This window comes from Kribbella sp. NPDC049584 (genome assembly GCF_040675555.1).
Lineage (GTDB): Bacteria > Actinomycetota > Actinomycetes > Propionibacteriales > Kribbellaceae > Kribbella.
Genome location: NZ_JBFAPF010000001.1, coordinates 80,036 through 96,998, shown reverse-complemented (window position 1 = coordinate 96,998; position 16,963 = coordinate 80,036). Strand labels below are relative to the sequence as shown.

The window sequence follows — 16,963 nt, the reverse complement described above, 5'->3', positions numbered from 1 at the left end:
GCTGGGGCGTGTGAACGACGGCCCCGGTTACAGTCGGTCGCGTGACTGGCGAGCGCGACGGGGTACTGCGGCTGGGCAACCGGTCGTTCGCGGTGGGCGAGTTCGCGCTGATGGCGATCATCAATCGGACGCCGGACTCGTTCTTCGACCGCGGTGCGACGTACGCGACGGATGCGGCGTACGAGGCCATCGACCAGGCGGTCGCGGACGGTGCCGACCTGGTCGATATCGGTGGCGTGAAGGCCGGGTACGGCGAACCCGTCAGCGAGGACGAGGAGCTGCGCCGGACCGTGGAGTTCGTGGCCGGTATCCGGGCGCGCCACCCGTCGCTGGTGATCAGCGTGGACACATACCGCAGCGGAGTCGCGCGCCGGGTCGCCGAGGCCGGAGCGGACCTGCTCAACGACACCTGGGCGGGGGCCGATCCTGAGCTCGTGTACGCCGCCGCGGAGGCCGGGACCGGGCTGGTCTGCAGCCACGTCGGCGGTCTCTCGCCGCGCACGGACCCGCACCGGATGGCGTACGACGACGTGGTCGCCGACGTGATCCGTACGACGACCGCGCTGGCCGATCGCGCGGTCGCAGCCGGCGTACGGCCGGACGGGATCCTGATCGACCCGACGCACGACTTCGGCAAGAACACGCTGCAGTCGCTCGAGCTGACCCGCCGCCTCGACGAGCTCGCCGCCACGGGCTGGCCGGTCCTGGTCGCGGTGTCGAACAAGGACTTCATCGGCGAGACGCTGGAGTTGCCGCCGGGGCAGCGTGGCAACGGGACGCTCGCTGCGCTGAGTGTCTCGGCCTGGCTCGGCGCGCGGGTCTTCCGCGTGCACGACGTACCGGCTGCTCGCCAGGCGCTCGATTTCATCGCCGTACTGCGGGGCAGTGCGCGGCCCGCCGGAACCCGAAGGAGCCTGGCCTGATGCGTGGACTCGAGGAACTGTCCGACGAGGAACTGATCGCCCTCTACGAGGTCGAGGACCGGTCGGCGCCGCACCTGCGGGCGAACTTCGTCAGCAGCCTGGACGGCGCGGTCGAGATCGACGGGAAGTCGAAGGCACTGTCGAGCGACTCGGACAGCCGGGTGTTCAGCATGGTGCGGCGGCTGGCGGACGTGGTGCTGGTCGGCGCGGGGACGATCCGCGAGGAGGGGTACAACCCGCTGAAGTTGTCGAAGGCGGCGCGGGAGTGGCGGACGGCGGCGGGACTCGCGGAGAACCCGACGCTGGCGATCGTGTCGTCGCGGCTCGAGCTGAGCCCTGTGAACCCGGTGTTCCAGTCCGCCGTACGGCCGATCGTGGTGACGCACGAGGCGTCGCCGGCGGATCGGCGGGAGGCGCTGGGGGAGGTCGCGGACCTGATCGTCCTGGGGGCCGGTGAGGTCGACCTGCAGGCGGTTGTCGACGAGTTCGCGGCGCGGGAGATGCCGCAGATCCTTTGCGAGGGCGGGCCGCACCTCCTGGGTGCACTCACCGAGGCCGACCTGGTCGATGAGCTGTGTCTGGCCCTGGCCCCACTCCTGGCAGGCCCGGGTGCCGGGCGGATCACAGCGGGTCTTCCGACGACCCTCACCCGCCAGATGAAACTCCGGACCACCCTGCAAGCCGAGGACGATTACCTGTTCTTCCGCTACACCCGAGAGGCCTGACCCATGCCCGCTGATCGCCGGGAGGCCTAGGTCGTGCCCGTTGTCGCCGCTGCTGTGTGCCCGCATCCGCCGCTGCTCGTGCCCGAAGTCGCTTCCGGCGCAGCCCCCGAGCTCGACGACCTGCGCACCGCCTGCCTGGCTGCGGTCGACGCCCTCTCCACCGCATCCACGATCGTGGTCATCGGCTCGGCGGCGCCCGCCGTACCATACGGTTTGGTACGGTTCCCGGCCGCCGCGGGCGGCTCGTTCGCGGCATACGGGGCGCCCGGAGTGCGGATCGGCAGCGGCGACCCCGTTCTCCCGCTGTCGCTCGCGATCGGCGGGTGGCTGCTGGAGCAGTCGAAAGCGACCGGGTTGCCGCGCACGTACGTCGCCGTACCGACCTCCGCGACGCCCGACGAGTGCCTGGGTCTGGGCCGGGAAATTGCTGCAGGCAACGATCGGGTCGGTCTGCTGGTGATGGGTGATGGCTCGGCGCGGCGCAGTGAGCACTCGCCGGTTCACCTTCACCCTCGCGCCGAGATCTTCGACACCACCGTCGCGAACGCCTTGCAGCACAGCGATCTCGACGTACTCGCCGCCCTCGACCCCGACCTGGCGACGGAGCTGCAGGCCGCCGGCCGCGCCCCCTGGCAAGTGCTCGCCGGCGCTCTTGAAGGCGCGACGCTCACGCCGGACCTGACCTACAACGCCGCGCCGTACGGCGTCGGCTATCTCGTCGCAGCGTTCACCTAGATACTGACCGGGTGACTGAGGAACGGACGGGGTATCGGCGATCGGTGAAGTCGCCGCGCGGGGAAGCGCGCCGCCGGGAACTGCTGGACAAGGTCGCGGACGAACTGGGGACGAACGGCCTGGTCGACTTCTCGCTCCGGCGCGCGGCGCGGGCGGCGGGTACGACGCACAAAGTGCTCCTGTACCACTTCGACGGCGCCGAGGACCTGCTCACCCAAGCGGTCCTGCAGCTCCGCGAACGACGCATCACCCGGGCACTCGCAGCAGCAACCGAAGGCCCCGGCGACCGCTCGCTCGCGGACCGGGTGCGCTCCATGTGGCCGACGCTCATCGGCGAGGAGTCGTGGGTCCTCGACCAGGCGATCGGACTCGCGATGTACGACGCCCCGCGGTACGCCGACCTCGCGCGGACCGCCTCGCGCCAGTACATGCCGACGCTGCTGTCGCTGTGTCCGGAGTCGTGGTCCGAGCAGCGCCGGCAGGAGGTCGCCGAGTTGGTCCTCGGCACCCTCCGCGGATTCCTGATCGAGTGGCGGACCAGCGGCGACGCGGCCGGGATCGAGGCCGGGCTGGCGGCCCTGACCCGCGCGCTGGAGCGTGAAGAACAGGCCCCCTGAGTCTCCTGGACAGTTTGCGAACCACGTGGTTCACTTTTCTCATGCGCGAGAAAGTGAGCTTCATCAGCGGTGGGGTCGCGTGTGCGGCCTGGCACTACCCGGGGACCAACGGTGGGTGCGTGGTGATGACCGGCGGCTTCGCAGTGACGAAGGAGCCGGGGACGGACCGCTTCGCGGAGCGGTTCAACGCAGCCGGATTCAGCGTGCTGGCCTTCGACCACCGGAACTTCGGCGAGAGCGCGGGCGAACCGCGCCAGGTCGCCCGGATCCCCGACCAGCTCGATGATTGGCGGGCCGCGATCGCCTACGCCGCCGCGCTTCCGGGCGTCGAGCGGGTGGCGATCTGGGCGTTCTCCCTCCCGGGCGGCTACATCCTTCAGCTCGCCTCGGAGGACCTCGGCATCTCCGCCGCCATCGCCCAGTCGCCGAACGTGGACGGTCCGACCGTCACCCGGAACGCCTCCCGCTACCAAACCCCTGGCGCCGCCCTCCGCCTGGTAGGCCGCGCCATCCTCGACAACCTGGGCGCACTGGTCGGCCGCAAGCCTCGACTGGTAGCGCTGGCCGGCCCACCCGGCACAGTCGCCCTGCTCAACACCCCCGACGCCCAGCAGACCGATGAGGCGCTGGACCCCGACAACCGCTACCGCGACTGGCAACAGACACTCGCCGCCCGCTCAGTCTTCGCAGCCACCCTCTACCGCCCCACCAAGTACGCCCCGAACGTCCGCTGCCCGCTCCTGTACGTCGTCTGCGAAGCCGACCAGTCCGCGCTTGCAGCCCCCGCTGTCGCTGCAGCCGAGCGCACCCCGACCGCAGAACTCCTCCAGGTCCCCGGCGGCCACTACGCCCCGTTCCTCGACGCCCACGAGCAGGTCGTCGGGGCCGAGCTGGCTTTCCTCACCCGGCACCTTTCCGGAAAGAACCAGTCGCCCAGCGCCGACAAGTCACCGCAAACCGCTGCTTAGCGCTCGACCGGAACGTCCGGCCAACGGGCCGAGGTCGCGGCCAGGTCATCGCGACCAGCCGCCTGCAGTTGGTCGATCAACGCGTTGCGGGCCGCTTGTACGACGGCGACCGCGACGTCGGACGAATCATGTGGACCGGACCAGTTGCACACGGCGTCGCCGGCGTACCAGCTGCCCGACGCGGCACGTCGTACGTGAGCTGTCGCGAGCCGTGACGCCGGAAGGTCCACACCGGCGAGCTCGACAACCGCCTCGACCGCGACCACCTCGGCGTCGAGGTCGAGCACCGGCCGCAGCTCCATCGCATCGGTCAGGACGAACTCGTACCCGTCCGGCGCCCGCTCACCCAGCCAAGCAAGGGCTTCCTGGGCGGTGTCCTCGAGCAGCCGAGCGTTGGACGGATCAGCCAGCGTGTGCACTCCGACCAGCCGCGTGTGCGTCGGACGGAGTTCGTTCTGCCAGAGCCGGACCTGCAGCTCGTCCCGCCCGGACAACCGACGACCCAGGATCCGCGCCAACCCAACCACATCAAAATTCAACTCGTCCGGCGTCCGCTTACGCCCAGCCTCGAACGGCTCCCCAGGCCGAGTCCCGCGAGTGGTCCAGGGGCCGACATGCCACCGAGTCAGAACTGTCACACCCAGACCCTAACCAAGCCCGATGGCGGCACTTCCGACGGGATTTCGCTCAGGGCGAAATTGGGTGTCCTGATCCGGCCGGAAAGTGTCGGTGGGCTCGGGAAGCATGCTGTGCATGAATCGACAGGCAGTGCAGACGTCACCGATGGGTAATTCCTTGTCGGTTGTCCAGTTCTGGGTCCGGAGCTAGGTTCGCTGACGTGACCTCGCCCGGTGGTTCTCCGGCGACGACTCCGATCGGCTCCCGGGCCGAAGCGGAGGGGTACGTCGCGATGGTCTGTTTCAAGCACGGTCCACCTCGGCTGTACGGCGTCGAGCTCGAGTGGACAGTGCATCATGCGGATGATCCGCACCGGCCCCTCGACGCCGGCCGGTTGAGCAAAGCCCTGGGGCTGCATGCCCCCGCGACCCTGGTGAGAGGCAGTCCGCAACTGCCGCTGAGCCGGGGCGCCCTGGTCACCGTCGAGCCCGGCGGCCAGGTCGAGATCTCAGTACCCGCGGCGGAATCGATTCCCCGGTTGATCGACGACACCGCCGCCGACGCCGCCGAGCTCACGGCGCTCCTCCTCGACGCGGACCTGATTCCCGGCGCCTACGGCCTGGACCCGTTCCGCGCACCCCGCCGCATCCTCACCGTCCCGCGCTACGCGGCGATGGAACACGCATTCCAGCGGCTCGGACCGCACGGCCCGCGGATGATGTGCAGCACGGCGGGTCTGCAGATCTGTCTCGACGCCGGCGAACAGCACGAGACCGCGGTGCGCTGGCGCGCTCTGCACGATCTCGGTCCCGCGCTCGTCGGTCTCTTCGCCAACTCCCGCCGTCGCGCCGGTTCGGACACCGGGTGGGCCTCTGCCCGGACCGAGGCGACCTTCGGGACCTGTGCCCCGTTCACCGAGCCGCCGCCGCTGGACGGCGAGCCGGCTGCGGCGTGGGCGCGGACGGCGATGGAGGCGCCGGTGCTGTGCCTACGGCGCGGCGACACCTGGGACGCACCGACCGGCCTGACCTTCGGCGACTGGGCGGACGGACTGGCGGATGGACAGGTGCCCGGCGGCCGACCGACGTACGACGACCTGGACTATCACCTGTCCACGCTGTTCCCGCCCGTGCGACCGCGCGGGTACCTCGAGGTGCGGTACCTCGACGCGCAGCCGGGGGACGGGTGGATCGCCCCGACCCTACTGCTCACCGCACTCATGTCCGCACCGATGGACCAGGTGCTGGCCGCGGCCGAGCCCGCAGCGGGTCGCTGGTTCCCGGCGGCCCGTGAAGGGCTGGCGGACAAGCTGGTCCTGCAGGCCGCGCGAGACGTGGTCGACCTGGGCACCGAGGTGCTGGACCGGACCGGTGCGGATCCCGAACTCATCGCTGCCGTCGCAACCCGGCTGCAGCGCATCGTCGACGACACCCACGGAAGGCGAGCTTCGTGAATCACCAACTATCAGACCTGTCACCGGAAGGCCTACGTGCCTTCGTCGGGGAGCAGCTGGAGCGGTCCCGGTCGCGGACGGTGCAGCTGACCGACGCGGTCGACACCGACGACCTGGTCCGGCAGCACTCCAAGCTGATGTCCCCACTGGTCTGGGACTACGCGCACATCGGCAATCAGGAGGAGCTCTGGCTGGTCCGCGACGTCGGCGGCCGCGAGCCGCTGCGCCAGGACATCGACGAGCTGTACGACGCGTTCCAGCACCCGCGCGCGGAGCGGCCGGCGTTGCCGCTGCTCGGCCCGTCCGAGACCCGCGCGTACGTGACCGAAGTACGCGACAAGGTCATGGACGTGCTGGACCACGTGAAGTTCGACGGCGGACGTGAGCTCGTCGACAACGCGTTCGCGTTCGGCATGATCACGCAGCACGAGCAGCAGCACGACGAGACGATGCTGGCGACGCATCAGCTCCGTGCCGGGGCACCGGTGCTCGACGCACCACCGCCGCCGCCGGGACGTGAGTTGCCCCGCAAGGAGGTGTTCGTTCCGGGCGGTGTGTTCGAGATGGGTACGTCGATCGAGCCGTGGGCGCTGGACAACGAGCGACCGGCCCACGCCGTGCACGTTGCGCCGTACGTGATCGACACGGTCCCGGTGACGAACGGCGACTACCTGGGCTTCGTGCTCGCCGGTGGGTATCAGGACCCGCGGTGGTGGTCCGACGCCGGATGGAAGCACGTGCAGAAGGCGTCGCTGGTCGCGCCACGGTTCTGGTCCCACGACAGCGGGGAGTGGTCGCGGGTCAGGTTCGGGCATCAGGAGCAGTTGCCGTTGGACGAGCCGGTCATGCATGTCTGCTTCTACGAGGCCGAGGCGTACGCGAAGTGGGCCGGGAAGCGGCTGCCGACCGAGGAGGAGTGGGAGTTCGCGGCGCGGTTCGACCCGGCCAGCGGCCGGACGCGGCGGTTCCCCTGGGGCGACGAGTCACCGGGCCCGCAGCATGCGAATCTCGGCCAGCGCCACCTCAGGCCGGCACCGGTCGGTGCCTATCCGGCGGGCGCGTCGCCGTTGGGTGTCGAGCAGTTGATCGGCGACACCTGGGAGTGGACGTCGAGCGACTTCCACCCCTACCCCGGCTTCCGCGCGTGGCCGTACGACGAGTACTCGCTGGTGTTCTTCGGACCGGACTACAAGGTGCTCCGCGGCGGCTCGTTCGGAACCGACGAGATCGTTGCCCGTGGCACCTTCCGGAACTGGGACTACCCGATCCGCCGGCAGATCTTCGCCGGCTTCCGCTGCGCCCGCGACCCGCGGCCCGAAGAATTGCACACCGAGGAATTGCACACCGGGGAGCTGCAGGACTGATGTGCCGCCATCTGGCCTACCTCGGCCCACCGGTCACCCTCGCGTCGCTCGTCCTCGACCCCGACCATTCGATCTACGAACAGAGCTGGGCTCCCGCCGACATGCGCGGCGGGGGCTCGGTCAACGCCGACGGCTTCGGCCTGGGCTGGTACCCCGAAGGTGACGTCGCCGTGTCCGGCGGACCGGTCCGGTACCGGCGGAGCGTGCCGATCTGGACCGACGAGAATCTCCCCGGTCTGGCCGGATCGATCCGCTCCGGCGCCGTCATCGCCGCCATCCGGAACGGGACCGTCAACATGCCGTACGGGCAGGCAGCGGTTGCGCCGTTCATGCACGGCAACTGGCTGTTCAGCCACAACGGACGGATCCCGGGCTGGCCGGACTCGACCCTGAAGCTGGCCGAGCGCCTCCCCGTCGCCGACCTGCTCCAGCTCGACGCGTCGGTCGACTCGGCGTTGCTGTGGGCCCTCATCACCAACCGCCTCACCGAAGGTGTTCCGCCGGCGGACGCGGTGGCAACCGTCGTACAAGAAGTCGAAGCGGCGGCCCCCGGTGCCCGGCTGAATGTCCTGCTGACCGACGGCGAGCAACTCATCGCAACGACGTGGACCCACTCCCTGCACGTCCACCGGACGGCCGATTCAGTGACCGTCAGCTCCGAGCAGTTCGGTCCCCACCAGTGGACCGAAGTACCCGATCGCTCATTGCTGGTGGCTACCGCCACGACCTTGCACATCACCCCGATGGAAGGACAAGAGTGACTCTCATCGACGTACATCTGACCCCGGACTACGTGGCGCGTGCGCTGCGGGAGGACGTTCGGGCGGGGCTGTCGGCGACGCCGAAGTGGTTGCCGCCGAAGTGGTTCTACGACGCGCGGGGGAGTGAGCTGTTCGAGGAGATCACCCGCCTGCCGGAGTACTACCCGACCCGGGCCGAGCGGGAGATCCTCCGCGCCCGGGCCGGCGAGATCGCGGCGATCACCAAGGCGCACACGCTGGTCGAGCTCGGATCCGGATCGTCGGAGAAGACCCGGCTGCTGCTGGACGGGCTGCGTGATCGTGGCACGCTGACCAGCTTCGTACCGCTCGACGTGTCCGAGTCCGCGCTCCGGGAGGCCTCCGACGCCATCAACGTCGACTACCCGACGATCGACGTCCGCGGTGTCGTCGGCGACTTCACCGCGCACCTGGACAAGCTGCCCGGCGAGCCGCCGCGGATCGTCGCCTTCCTCGGCGGGACGATCGGCAACCTGATCCCGGCCGAGCGCGAGGCGTTCTACACCTCGATCCGCGACGTCCTCGAGGCCGGCGAGTGGTTGCTCCTCGGCACCGATCTCGTCAAGGATCCGGCCACCCTGGTCGCGGCGTACGACGACTCGGCCGGCGTCACCGCGGAGTTCAACAAGAACGTACTGCGGGTCATCAACCGGCAGCTCGGCGCGGACTTCGACGTCGACGCGTTCGAGCACGTGGCGATCTGGGACGCCGACAACGAGTGGATCGAGATGCACCTGCGCGCCACCCGCGCGATGCAGGTGCTGATCCCGGAGATCCATCTCGAGGTCACGTTCGAGGAGGGCGAGGAGCTCAGCACCGAGATCTCCGCCAAGTTCCACCGCTCCGGCGTCGAGGCCGAACTCGACAAAGCGGGCTTCACCCCGGCCGCATGGTGGACCGACAGCGAAGCCCGCTTCGCCTTGTCCCTCTGGCAAGCAGTGTGACGAAGCAGGCATAGAAGAACAAAGGAAAGAACAAGGAAAAGATTAGAGAAGAGGCTGGCACTTCTCTGAATTTCTGTTCTTTCCTTTGTTTCTTCTTCGATGGCCTTCTGGCGTGGGAAACCCCCGGTCGGTGACCGGGGGTTTGCCATCACTCCGAGTGCTTCTTCTTTGAGCGTCTAGCCACCCTGCTTGATCAATCCGTTGATCTTGTCGATGTACGCCGGGAGGTCGCTGATCGGCTTCTTGCCGCTGAGGATCGGCTGGTAGTTGGCGGTGGTGAGGTCGCCGACCTGCTGGGCCCACTGGGTGGTGAAGCGGACGCCGACCGTCTTCTCGGCGCCCAGGTCAGCCTTCACGGTGTCGGCGACGGTGGTCTGCTGGGCCTTGGTGAGCGCGTCGAAGTAGCTCGCCTGGGCGGGCTTGTACGCCGGCGGTGCCACCGGGGAAGCCGGCAGGACGGCGTCCCACACCTTGGTGTTGATGTATGAGAGCACCTTGAACGTCGAGTCCTGGTCCTTCGTGTACTGCGGCGTGCAGATGCCGACCGAGTCGTACAGCGTGGTCGGCGTCTGCACCTGCGGGAACGGCGCGAACCCGTACTTGACCTTCGGCTTGTCGGTCTGGAATCCGGCCGCCAGCCACTGCCCGCCGAACGTCATCGGCACCTTGCCGGCCGCGAACAACGACTGCACGTTCGAGGCGTCGTATCCGGGCGGCGCGACCGATCCGTTCTTGATCGCGGCGACCAGCTTCTCGACGCCTTCCGTGTACTTGTCGTCGGCCTCGGCCTTCGTCGGGTGGTTCACGTTGTCGGTGAACGGCGCACCGCCGGCGGACACGGCATACATGCTCATCGTGAACGGTCCGTCCGCGGAGGTCAGCTGATCGGCGACCAGTCCGTACTTCGCCCCGTTCTTGTTCGCGAGCTTCGCGGCGTCGGCGTACATCTCGTCCCACGTCCAGCCGGCCTTCGGCAACGGCAGGCCGGCCGCGGTGAACGCGTCGGCGTTGTACCAGACGCCGTACGTGTTCATCAGTGACGGCAGCCCGCCCATCTGGCCGTCGGCGGTCTTCCAGTTGTCCATCGCGGACGACACGAAGTTGTCCGACTTGAAGTCGCCGTCGCCGTCCTTGATCTTGTCTGCCCAGTCGACCAGCAGGCCTTGCGAGGTGTACTGCTGCTCGGTGTCGTTACCGCACCAGAACAGGTCCGGCAGCTTCTTCGCCTGGGTCAGCGAGGCGAGCTTGTCGCCGTACTGGCCGCTCGGTGTGTCGAGCAGCTGGACGGTGATGTTGTCGTCCTTGAAATCGGCCAGCGCCTTCTTGATGGCGGCGTTGGTCTCGGCCGACTCCCACGTCATCACGGTCACGGTGACCGGTCCGCTGCTGGAGCCGCCGCCGGAGTCCGAGCCGCTGCAGGCGGTTGCCGCCAGCAACCCGGCACAGACCAGGGCGGTCACACCCAATGTCGGTTTCACAGGAAATCCCCTCTATTTCTGGTTCGTGCTGCCGAGAGCGCCGAGGCCCTGGATGAAGTAGCGCTGCGCGGCGAAGAAGATGATCAGCGGCGGCAGCATGTACAGCAGGTTGGTGGCCATGTAGTAGCTCCAGTCCGGCGTCTTCCCCGCGAACGGTGAGACGAACGCCGCCATACCGACCGACAGCGGCCACTTGCCGGACGAGTACAGGTAGACCAGCGGATTCAGGTAGTCGTTCCAGGACGCCTGGAACGCGAGGATCGCCATCGTCAGCCAGGCCGGCCGGGTCAGCGGCAGCATTACGCTGACGAAGATCCGCAGGTGTCCGGCGCCGTCGATCTTGGCCGCTTCATCGATGGAATAGGGGATCGCGAGAAAGTACTGGCGGGCCAGGAAGATGAACAGCGGGTTCCCGCCCAGGAACGCCGGCACGATCAGCGGCAGCCAGGTGTCGTACCAGCCGATGCTCTTGTACAGCTGGAACAACGGGATCAGCCCGACCACACCCGGCAGCAACATGCTCCCGACGAACAGGTAGAACCAGAGCTTGCGACCCGGGAACCGCAACCGCGCCAGCGCGTAGCCGGCCATCATCGCGGTCAGCACGCCACCGAACACACTGAGCGCGGTGATGATCATCGAGTTGAGGAACAGCCGCGGGAAGTGGATCGCCTTCGGACCGTTGACGAAGTTGCTCCAGGTCCACTCGTGCGGCAGCAACTTCGGCGGGATGTCGAACACCGCGGTCCGGCTCTTCAGGCCGATCGTGATCATCCACAACAGCGGCACGATCATCACCGCGCAGATGAAGATCGCGACGACGTACCACGACGTCGTACCGATCAGGCGTGGTTTCTTGCGAGCGGGCGCCCTCGTCGCCGGCTCGGTGCCGGCCGTCAGCGCGGTCGCCTCGGCGGCGTCAGTCGGAAGTGTCACTGTACGTCCAGAGCGATGAGAACTTCGCGGTCAGGGCGATCACGGCGATGATGATCACGAACAGCACCCACACCTGCGCCGAGGCGTACCCGAGCTGCGGGATCCGGCCCAGGGTCGGGAAGCCGTTGTTGTAGATCGACAGCATCAGCACGTTGGTGCTGAATCCCGGCCCGCCGTTGGTCAGGATCTTCGGCTGGTTGAACGTCTGCAGCGCGGCCGTCGTCTGCAGGATCACCTGCAGCAGCATGATCGGGCTGATCATCGGCAGCGTGATCCGGAAGAACACCGACCACGGACCGGCGCCGTCCACCCGCGCGGCCTCGTACAGCTCGGTCGGCACCGATTGCAGCGCGGCCAGGAAGATGATCATCGTCGCGCCGACGCCCCACAACATCACCAGGACGACCGAAGGCATCGACGTGTTCGGGCTCTGCAACCACAAGCTCGTCGGCAGCCCGAGCCGGTCGAGGACGGTGTTCAGCAGGCCGACCTGCGGGTCGAGGATGAACTTCCACAACGTGATCGTCGCGATCGCCGGCAGGACGACCGGTAGGTAGGCGAGCGTCCGGACCACGCGCACCCCGGCGAACCGCTGGTTGCAGAACATCGCCAGCGCCAGGCCGAGGATCAGCGACAGCGGGACATACAGGACCACCAGGTACCCGGTTGCCCGCAGCGCCGGCCAGAACGCCGGGTCGGTCGTGAACAGCCGCCGAAAGTTGCCCAGGCCAACGAAGACCGGGTCGGTCAGCCCGTTGTACTTCGTCAGCGCGAGGTAGAACGACCGGACCAGCGGGTATCCGACGAAGACGAAGAACCCGATCATCGCCGGTGCGATGAACAGGTACGCCGCCTTCACGTCGGACCCGGCGTTCCGGCTCATGCCACCGCGGGCGGACCGCCGGCGGGCCGAAGTCTTGGCCGCAGAAACTCTACTCATGCTCCCCTCGCACTGCTCGGGAGGAATTCACCCAGCCTCCTGGACGGTAACGTTTCCAAGTTTTACTGTTGGCTGACGATGCCGTGTCGCGAAAAGGAAGTCAACCCCGTGCCCGAAACGTTTCCAACCAAGCCGGAGGTACCCCGGCCGACGATGATCGACGTCGCCCGGCGGGCCGGTGTCGGGCTCGGCACGGTGTCGCGGGTGGTGAACGGCGGGCACGGCGTCCGGGACGAGACCGCACAGCGGGTCCGGGCCGCGATCGACGAGCTCGGGTTCCAGCGCAACGAGGTCGCCCGGGCGCTCCGGCCGGGGAAGAAGTCGACGAGTCTGGCCCTGGTGCTGGGCGACCTGACGAACCCGTTCTACGCGACGATCGCGAAGGCGTCGCTCGAGATCGCGGGACAGTCCGGGTTCGCCGTCGTGCTGGGAAGTGTCGACGAGGACCCGGAGGGCGAGAAGCGTGCCATCCAGGAGCTGGTCAGCCGGCAGGTCGCGGGCCTGATGATCGTGCCCGACCAGGGCGATCACGCGTTCCTGGAAGGCGCGGGCGTGCCGGTGGTGTTCGTCGACCGCCCGGCGACCGGGATCGACGCCGACATCGTGATGGTCGACAACGAGGGCGGCGGGCGGCTCGCGACCGAGCACTTGCTGGCGCAGGGGCACGAGCGGATCGCGATCATCCTCGCCCCGTCGTACTACACGATCGGACGCCGGCTGCGCGGGTTCCGGCGGGCGCACCGGGCGGCGGGGATCGAGGTCGACGAGTCGCTGGTCATCCAGCTACCTGAGGGCAACGCGGAGGCCGCGGAGAAGGCGACCCACGAGGTGATGCTGCGGCCGGATCCGCCGACCGCGATCTTCGCCTCGACGAACTTCCTCACCGAGGGCGTACTGCGGGCGCTCGGCGAGCTCGGCAGCGAACTCAGGAGTGAGCCGGCCGTGGTCGGGTTCGACGACTTCCGGCTGGCCGACATGCTGCCGACCCCGGTCACGGTCGTTGCCTCCGACATCGCCGAGCTCGGTCGCAGCGCGGCCCGGTTGCTGCTCGATCGCGCGTCCGGCGCCGACACCCGTCCGCCGCAGCGGATCGTGCTGCCGTGCGGGCTGATCGAGCGCGGATCCGGCGAACGCGCACCGGATTCTGCTGCCAAGAGAAAGCCTCGATGAGCCGCGGACGCGCTCGCTAGGGTCGGCATGTGTACTACGAGTCTTTCGGTGCGGGCCGTCCGATCTTCTTCCTGCCCAGCTGGGGCGGCGATGCCGGTGAAGGTCGCGACGTCCATGAGCCGGTCTTCACGGACCGAGCGGGCTGGCGGCGGATCTATGTCGATCCGCCCGGCACCGGGAAGTCGCCGGCGGTTCCGTCGATCACCGACCAGGACGGGATGCTCGACGCGATCGCCGCGCTGGTCGACGATCTGTCGGGCGGTGAGCCGTTCGCGTTGGCCGGTACGTCGGCCGGCGGCCTGCATGCCCGCGGCATCGTTCGCCGCGACCCGACCCGCGTTCTCGGGTTGTTGCTGAGGGCACCTGGCATTGTCATCGATCGCGCCCGACGGACGCTTCCGACCGACGAACACCTCGTCCCGTCGCCTGATCGGCAACGTCAGCACCAGTACTACGACGCAGCAGAGGCCGCCGCCGACCTGGCGTTCCTCGGTCGCATCCAGGGCGACGTCACGACGTACGCCTTGCGTGAAGATCCCGCGGCCCGCTTCGAGCGTCCGACTCTGATCGTGACCGGACGCCAGGACACAACGGCCGGGTACGCCGACGCGTGGTCGATTCTCGAGGACTATCCACGCGCGACCTTCGCCGTACTGGACCAGGAGGATCACCTGCTGCCTGGGCCTGGTCTGGCGGTGTATCGCGCGTTGGTGTCGGACTGGCTGGACAGGGTCGAGCACCCGGACGCGTGAGGGGCGGAACGCGCGTCCGGGTGCTCGCGATCAGAAGTTGGGCCAGGCCCAACCGAGGTAGCTGTTGAAGTAGGGCAGTGCGCGCGTGCCGATCGCGCCGCTGACGCTGGTCGCCCAGAAGGTGCCGTCTCCCTTCGCGACTCCGACGTGGCCGTACGGCGCGGCGAGGTCCCAGAACACCAGGGCGCCCTTCGGCGGGTTCAGGTCGCCGCGATGCGCGACCCCGCGGGCCACGGCGTCGTTCCAGTCGGCCTTGGCGGAGGCCCAGATCGCGGTTTTGCCGTACGAGTTCTCGGCGGCCATCTCGCAGTACCCCTGGTAGGCGGTCGAGCCGCTGCGGGCGGCGTACCAGGCGATCGCGTTGTCGGCGCGCGGGTTGCTGGTGCAGAGCGGAGCGATCAGGCCGCTGCTGCCGGTGTTGACGTAGGAGTCGGTGATGTAGCCCTTGCCGGGGATGTGGTCCCAGACCAGGCTCCGGCCGTACTTGCCGGTGACGGGCTCGCCGTAGATCTGGCAGTCGATCTCGACGGGTCCGTTGGGCTGGGTGCCGACCGAGCCGAAGCTGGTCGCGTTCCCGGACCGGATGGCGACGCCTTGGCCGCTGTCGGTGACCACGGTTCCGGTGGCGGCGCTGGCCGTCAGGGTGCCGGTGCCGAGGGCGGCGGCAGTGGCCAGCACGGTGGTGAGGGTGATGCGCAGGAGGGCGGTACGCATGATGTTGGTCCTTTTCGCTGGGCGACTGGCGAAGTGGCACTGATTTACAGAGAATCAGAGGGTTACCGTGTTGTCGCAGTGGGCAACGACCGTCTTGCAGGACCGGGGAGTCCGCCGTGAGGCCAGCACAGGCTCGCTTTGTGATCGGCTCCCGGATGCGCGAGCTCCGGGAAGCGGCCGGTATGCCCTTGAGTCGCACCGCTGCGGAGTCCGGCTGGGACAAGGGGCATCTGTCCCGCGTCGAGCGCGGCCACACCAAGCCCAGCCGCGAGCTGACCGAGTGGTACGACGCCTCGTTCGGCGCCGGCCAGTCCCTGGTGAACCAGTTGATGGAGCTCGACGCCGCCGTACGCGCGGGCCGCGACATGTCGCAGCGGGACATGCGCCGCCACGTCCAGCCGGTGCTGCTCGGTGGCTCCGTGCCGATCGACCACCACCCCGACGACCGCGCCGAGTTGGTCGGGGAGACGATTCCGGACGGCACGCGGGTCTGCCGCGATCAGCCCTTCGAGAAGACCTGGGAGATCCGCAACAGCGGCGAACGCCCATGGCAGGACCGCTGGCTGACCCGCCAGGGCGCCGCGGGCGCGCCCGGCTGGCTCCGCTCGCCCTCCCGCTCCCGAGTCCCCGACGCCGCACCGGGCGAGACTGTGATCGTCGCTATGCGCCTGCAGGCCCCGGCTCAGGTCGGCGCCTCAACGGCGTACTTCAAAATCACGGACGAGGCCGGCCGCCTCTACTACCCCGGCCTGGAATCCCCACCCATCTACTGCACGATCTTCACCATCTACGACCAGCAGTGATGATGACCTGAGACCTGATCTGGCAACCCGGGACCTGAAATAACAGGTCTCCAGTTGCCGGATCAGGCCTCAGGTCACCATTGGCATCATGCAGCGCGCGGGAGTTGCTCGCGGATGCGGTCGGCTGTGGTGCGCGGGTGGTCGAGGTCGCGCCAGCTCACCCGGACCATCTGGTATCCCCGCGCCCGGAGTCGGTCCTCCCGCCACTTCTCGGCAACCACGGCCTGCCCGTTGTCGCCGTACTTCTCCACTCCGTCGAACTCGACGATGAGCTCGTCGAACAGCAGGAAGTCCACCCGGCCGATCAGCCGGCCGTCCTGATCGCGAATCTCCACCTGAAGCCTCGGGTGTGGGAGCCCCTCGTCCGCCATCAGCACCCGGAGCCGCGACTCACCGACTGACTCGCTGAGCCCGTCCGCGAACAGCGCAGCTGCCCGGGCCCGCGGTACACCGGGCCAATGCTTGTGCCGGTCAGCGGCCGCGATCAGCTCGGCCGGTGTGACCAGGCGCCGGTGCACAGCGGCATCGGCCAGCACCACGCCGACGTCGTACGACGAAGTACAGGTCGTCTCGGCGACCGTCCTCGCGGGGGTGGTGATCCGGATGCCGTCGACCTCCGTGATCTCGTCCGTGTCGATCGGCGAGCGATGAACCAGCACCCTGCTGTCGGAGCGCGTCCGCTTGGCCGGTCGAGTGACATGAACCTGACTCAGATCCAGCCCCCAGGTCGGAAGACCGTGCAGCACGGCGGCCGACTGGTGGCTGACCACGGCGTCCGGACCCATCCGCGTGACGACGGCGCGCGTCGCCAGGACGTGCATGCGCCGTGCGCGATCCCAGGATGCTTCGCTCGCGGGCCAGCTGCTCGGGTCGACGTACACGTCTCGCGAGAGCCGCAGCCAACGCCCCTGCCGCACGCGCAGCCGCAATTCGCCCGCACTGTACCCCGCCTCCGCCGCGTCCGCCCGCGAGAACCACCCACCCCGCGCCCCCACCACCACTTCCAATCTCGGATTCACATCACCAACATGCCCTCGCCGTCCC

At 68.5% G+C, this 16,963-nt stretch carries 18 protein-coding genes; 12 read left to right on the top strand and 6 right to left on the bottom strand.

Translation table 11 applies throughout. The features are described 5' to 3' along the window. The first annotated feature begins 110 nt into the window (after nucleotides 1–110). From folP to AB0J62_RS00475, 5 genes are read left to right on the top strand one after another with little or no spacing between them, the layout of a single operon-like run. A complete protein-coding gene (gene folP / locus AB0J62_RS00495; protein WP_363865125.1) occupies nucleotides 111–923 on the top strand; it encodes a dihydropteroate synthase in 813 nt (270 codons plus the stop codon). After that, nucleotides 923–1,648: a pyrimidine reductase family protein gene (locus tag AB0J62_RS00490; protein ID WP_363862336.1), complete on the top strand. Its 726-nt coding sequence runs from the start codon at nucleotides 923–925 to the stop codon at nucleotides 1,646–1,648. Before folP ends, AB0J62_RS00490 begins: the two co-directional genes overlap by 1 nt. Before the next feature lie 33 nt (nucleotides 1,649–1,681). Next, on the top strand, nucleotides 1,682–2,383 hold the full coding sequence (locus tag AB0J62_RS00485; protein ID WP_363862333.1) for a class III extradiol dioxygenase subunit B-like domain-containing protein: 702 nt from the start codon (nucleotides 1,682–1,684) through the stop codon (nucleotides 2,381–2,383). Nucleotides 2,384–2,394: 11 nt separating this feature from the next. Further along, on the top strand, nucleotides 2,395–3,000 hold the full coding sequence (locus tag AB0J62_RS00480; protein WP_363862330.1) for a hypothetical protein: 606 nt from the start codon (nucleotides 2,395–2,397) through the stop codon (nucleotides 2,998–3,000). A 41-nt stretch (nucleotides 3,001–3,041) separates the two neighbouring features. Beyond that, nucleotides 3,042–3,968 carry an alpha/beta hydrolase gene (locus AB0J62_RS00475; protein ID WP_363862327.1) on the top strand — a complete coding sequence of 309 codons (927 nt, stop codon included), beginning with the start codon at nucleotides 3,042–3,044 and terminating at the stop codon, nucleotides 3,966–3,968. On the opposite strand, the gene AB0J62_RS00470 is transcribed toward AB0J62_RS00475, so the two are convergent. Beyond that, a complete protein-coding gene (locus AB0J62_RS00470) occupies nucleotides 3,965–4,606 on the bottom strand; it encodes a hypothetical protein (RefSeq protein ID WP_363862324.1) in 642 nt (213 codons plus the stop codon). The genes AB0J62_RS00475 and AB0J62_RS00470 overlap by 4 nt on opposite strands. Nucleotides 4,607–4,806: 200 nt before the next feature. Here AB0J62_RS00470 and AB0J62_RS00465 point away from each other — a divergent pair, with 200 nt between their 5' ends. From AB0J62_RS00465 to egtD, 4 genes are read left to right on the top strand one after another with little or no spacing between them, the layout of a single operon-like run. Next, nucleotides 4,807–6,039 (top strand): glutamate-cysteine ligase family protein, encoded by a 1,233-nt coding sequence (locus AB0J62_RS00465; RefSeq protein WP_363862321.1) that lies wholly within the window; start codon nucleotides 4,807–4,809, stop codon nucleotides 6,037–6,039. Next, nucleotides 6,036–7,403 carry an ergothioneine biosynthesis protein EgtB gene (gene egtB, locus AB0J62_RS00460; protein WP_363862318.1) on the top strand — a complete coding sequence of 456 codons (1,368 nt, stop codon included), beginning with the start codon at nucleotides 6,036–6,038 and terminating at the stop codon, nucleotides 7,401–7,403. The genes AB0J62_RS00465 and egtB overlap by 4 nt, the downstream gene beginning before the upstream one ends. Further along, nucleotides 7,403–8,164: an ergothioneine biosynthesis protein EgtC gene (gene egtC / locus AB0J62_RS00455; protein WP_363862315.1), complete on the top strand. Its 762-nt coding sequence runs from the start codon at nucleotides 7,403–7,405 to the stop codon at nucleotides 8,162–8,164. The genes egtB and egtC overlap by 1 nt, the downstream gene beginning before the upstream one ends. Continuing rightward, a complete protein-coding gene (egtD, locus tag AB0J62_RS00450; protein ID WP_363862312.1) occupies nucleotides 8,161–9,126 on the top strand; it encodes an L-histidine N(alpha)-methyltransferase in 966 nt (321 codons plus the stop codon). Before egtC ends, egtD begins: the two co-directional genes overlap by 4 nt. Nucleotides 9,127–9,302: 176 nt before the next feature. On the opposite strand, the gene AB0J62_RS00445 is transcribed toward egtD, so the two are convergent. Genes AB0J62_RS00445 through AB0J62_RS00435 form a run of 3 tightly spaced genes read right to left on the bottom strand, consistent with a single transcriptional unit; the run spans nucleotide 9,303 to nucleotide 12,480 of the window. Then, nucleotides 9,303–10,604, bottom strand: a complete 1,302-nt coding sequence (locus AB0J62_RS00445) for an extracellular solute-binding protein (RefSeq protein ID WP_363862309.1) — start codon at nucleotides 10,602–10,604, stop codon at nucleotides 9,303–9,305. 12 nt (nucleotides 10,605–10,616) lie between these two features. Beyond that, nucleotides 10,617–11,540 (bottom strand): carbohydrate ABC transporter permease, encoded by a 924-nt coding sequence (locus tag AB0J62_RS00440; RefSeq protein ID WP_363862306.1) that lies wholly within the window; start codon nucleotides 11,538–11,540, stop codon nucleotides 10,617–10,619. Continuing rightward, entirely contained in the window at nucleotides 11,524–12,480 is a 957-nt protein-coding gene (locus AB0J62_RS00435) for a sugar ABC transporter permease (protein ID WP_363862303.1), read from the bottom strand. Before AB0J62_RS00435 ends, AB0J62_RS00440 begins: the two co-directional genes overlap by 17 nt. 108 nt (nucleotides 12,481–12,588) lie before the next feature. Between AB0J62_RS00435 and AB0J62_RS00430 the strand changes: the two genes are divergently transcribed. Both AB0J62_RS00430 and AB0J62_RS00425 read left to right on the top strand, forming a co-directional pair. Then, entirely contained in the window at nucleotides 12,589–13,650 is a 1,062-nt protein-coding gene (locus AB0J62_RS00430; RefSeq protein ID WP_363862300.1) for a LacI family DNA-binding transcriptional regulator, read from the top strand. Nucleotides 13,651–13,679: 29 nt separating this feature from the next. Then, nucleotides 13,680–14,402 carry an alpha/beta hydrolase gene (locus AB0J62_RS00425; RefSeq protein WP_363862297.1) on the top strand — a complete coding sequence of 241 codons (723 nt, stop codon included), beginning with the start codon at nucleotides 13,680–13,682 and terminating at the stop codon, nucleotides 14,400–14,402. A gap of 30 nt (nucleotides 14,403–14,432) precedes the next feature. Here AB0J62_RS00425 and AB0J62_RS00420 read toward each other — a convergent pair whose 3' ends face one another. Then, nucleotides 14,433–15,116 carry a CHAP domain-containing protein gene (locus AB0J62_RS00420; protein ID WP_363862294.1) on the bottom strand — a complete coding sequence of 228 codons (684 nt, stop codon included), beginning with the start codon at nucleotides 15,114–15,116 and terminating at the stop codon, nucleotides 14,433–14,435. Nucleotides 15,117–15,232: 116 nt separating this feature from the next. On the opposite strand from AB0J62_RS00420, the gene AB0J62_RS00415 reads away from it, so the two are divergent. Continuing rightward, nucleotides 15,233–15,919 (top strand): NBR1-Ig-like domain-containing protein, encoded by a 687-nt coding sequence (locus tag AB0J62_RS00415; RefSeq protein ID WP_363862291.1) that lies wholly within the window; start codon nucleotides 15,233–15,235, stop codon nucleotides 15,917–15,919. A gap of 86 nt (nucleotides 15,920–16,005) precedes the next feature. Here the strand turns inward: AB0J62_RS00415 and AB0J62_RS00410 are convergent, their stop codons facing one another. Then, nucleotides 16,006–16,938, bottom strand: a complete 933-nt coding sequence (locus AB0J62_RS00410) for a type IV toxin-antitoxin system AbiEi family antitoxin domain-containing protein (RefSeq protein WP_363862288.1) — start codon at nucleotides 16,936–16,938, stop codon at nucleotides 16,006–16,008. Nucleotides 16,939–16,963: the final 25 nt, after the last annotated feature.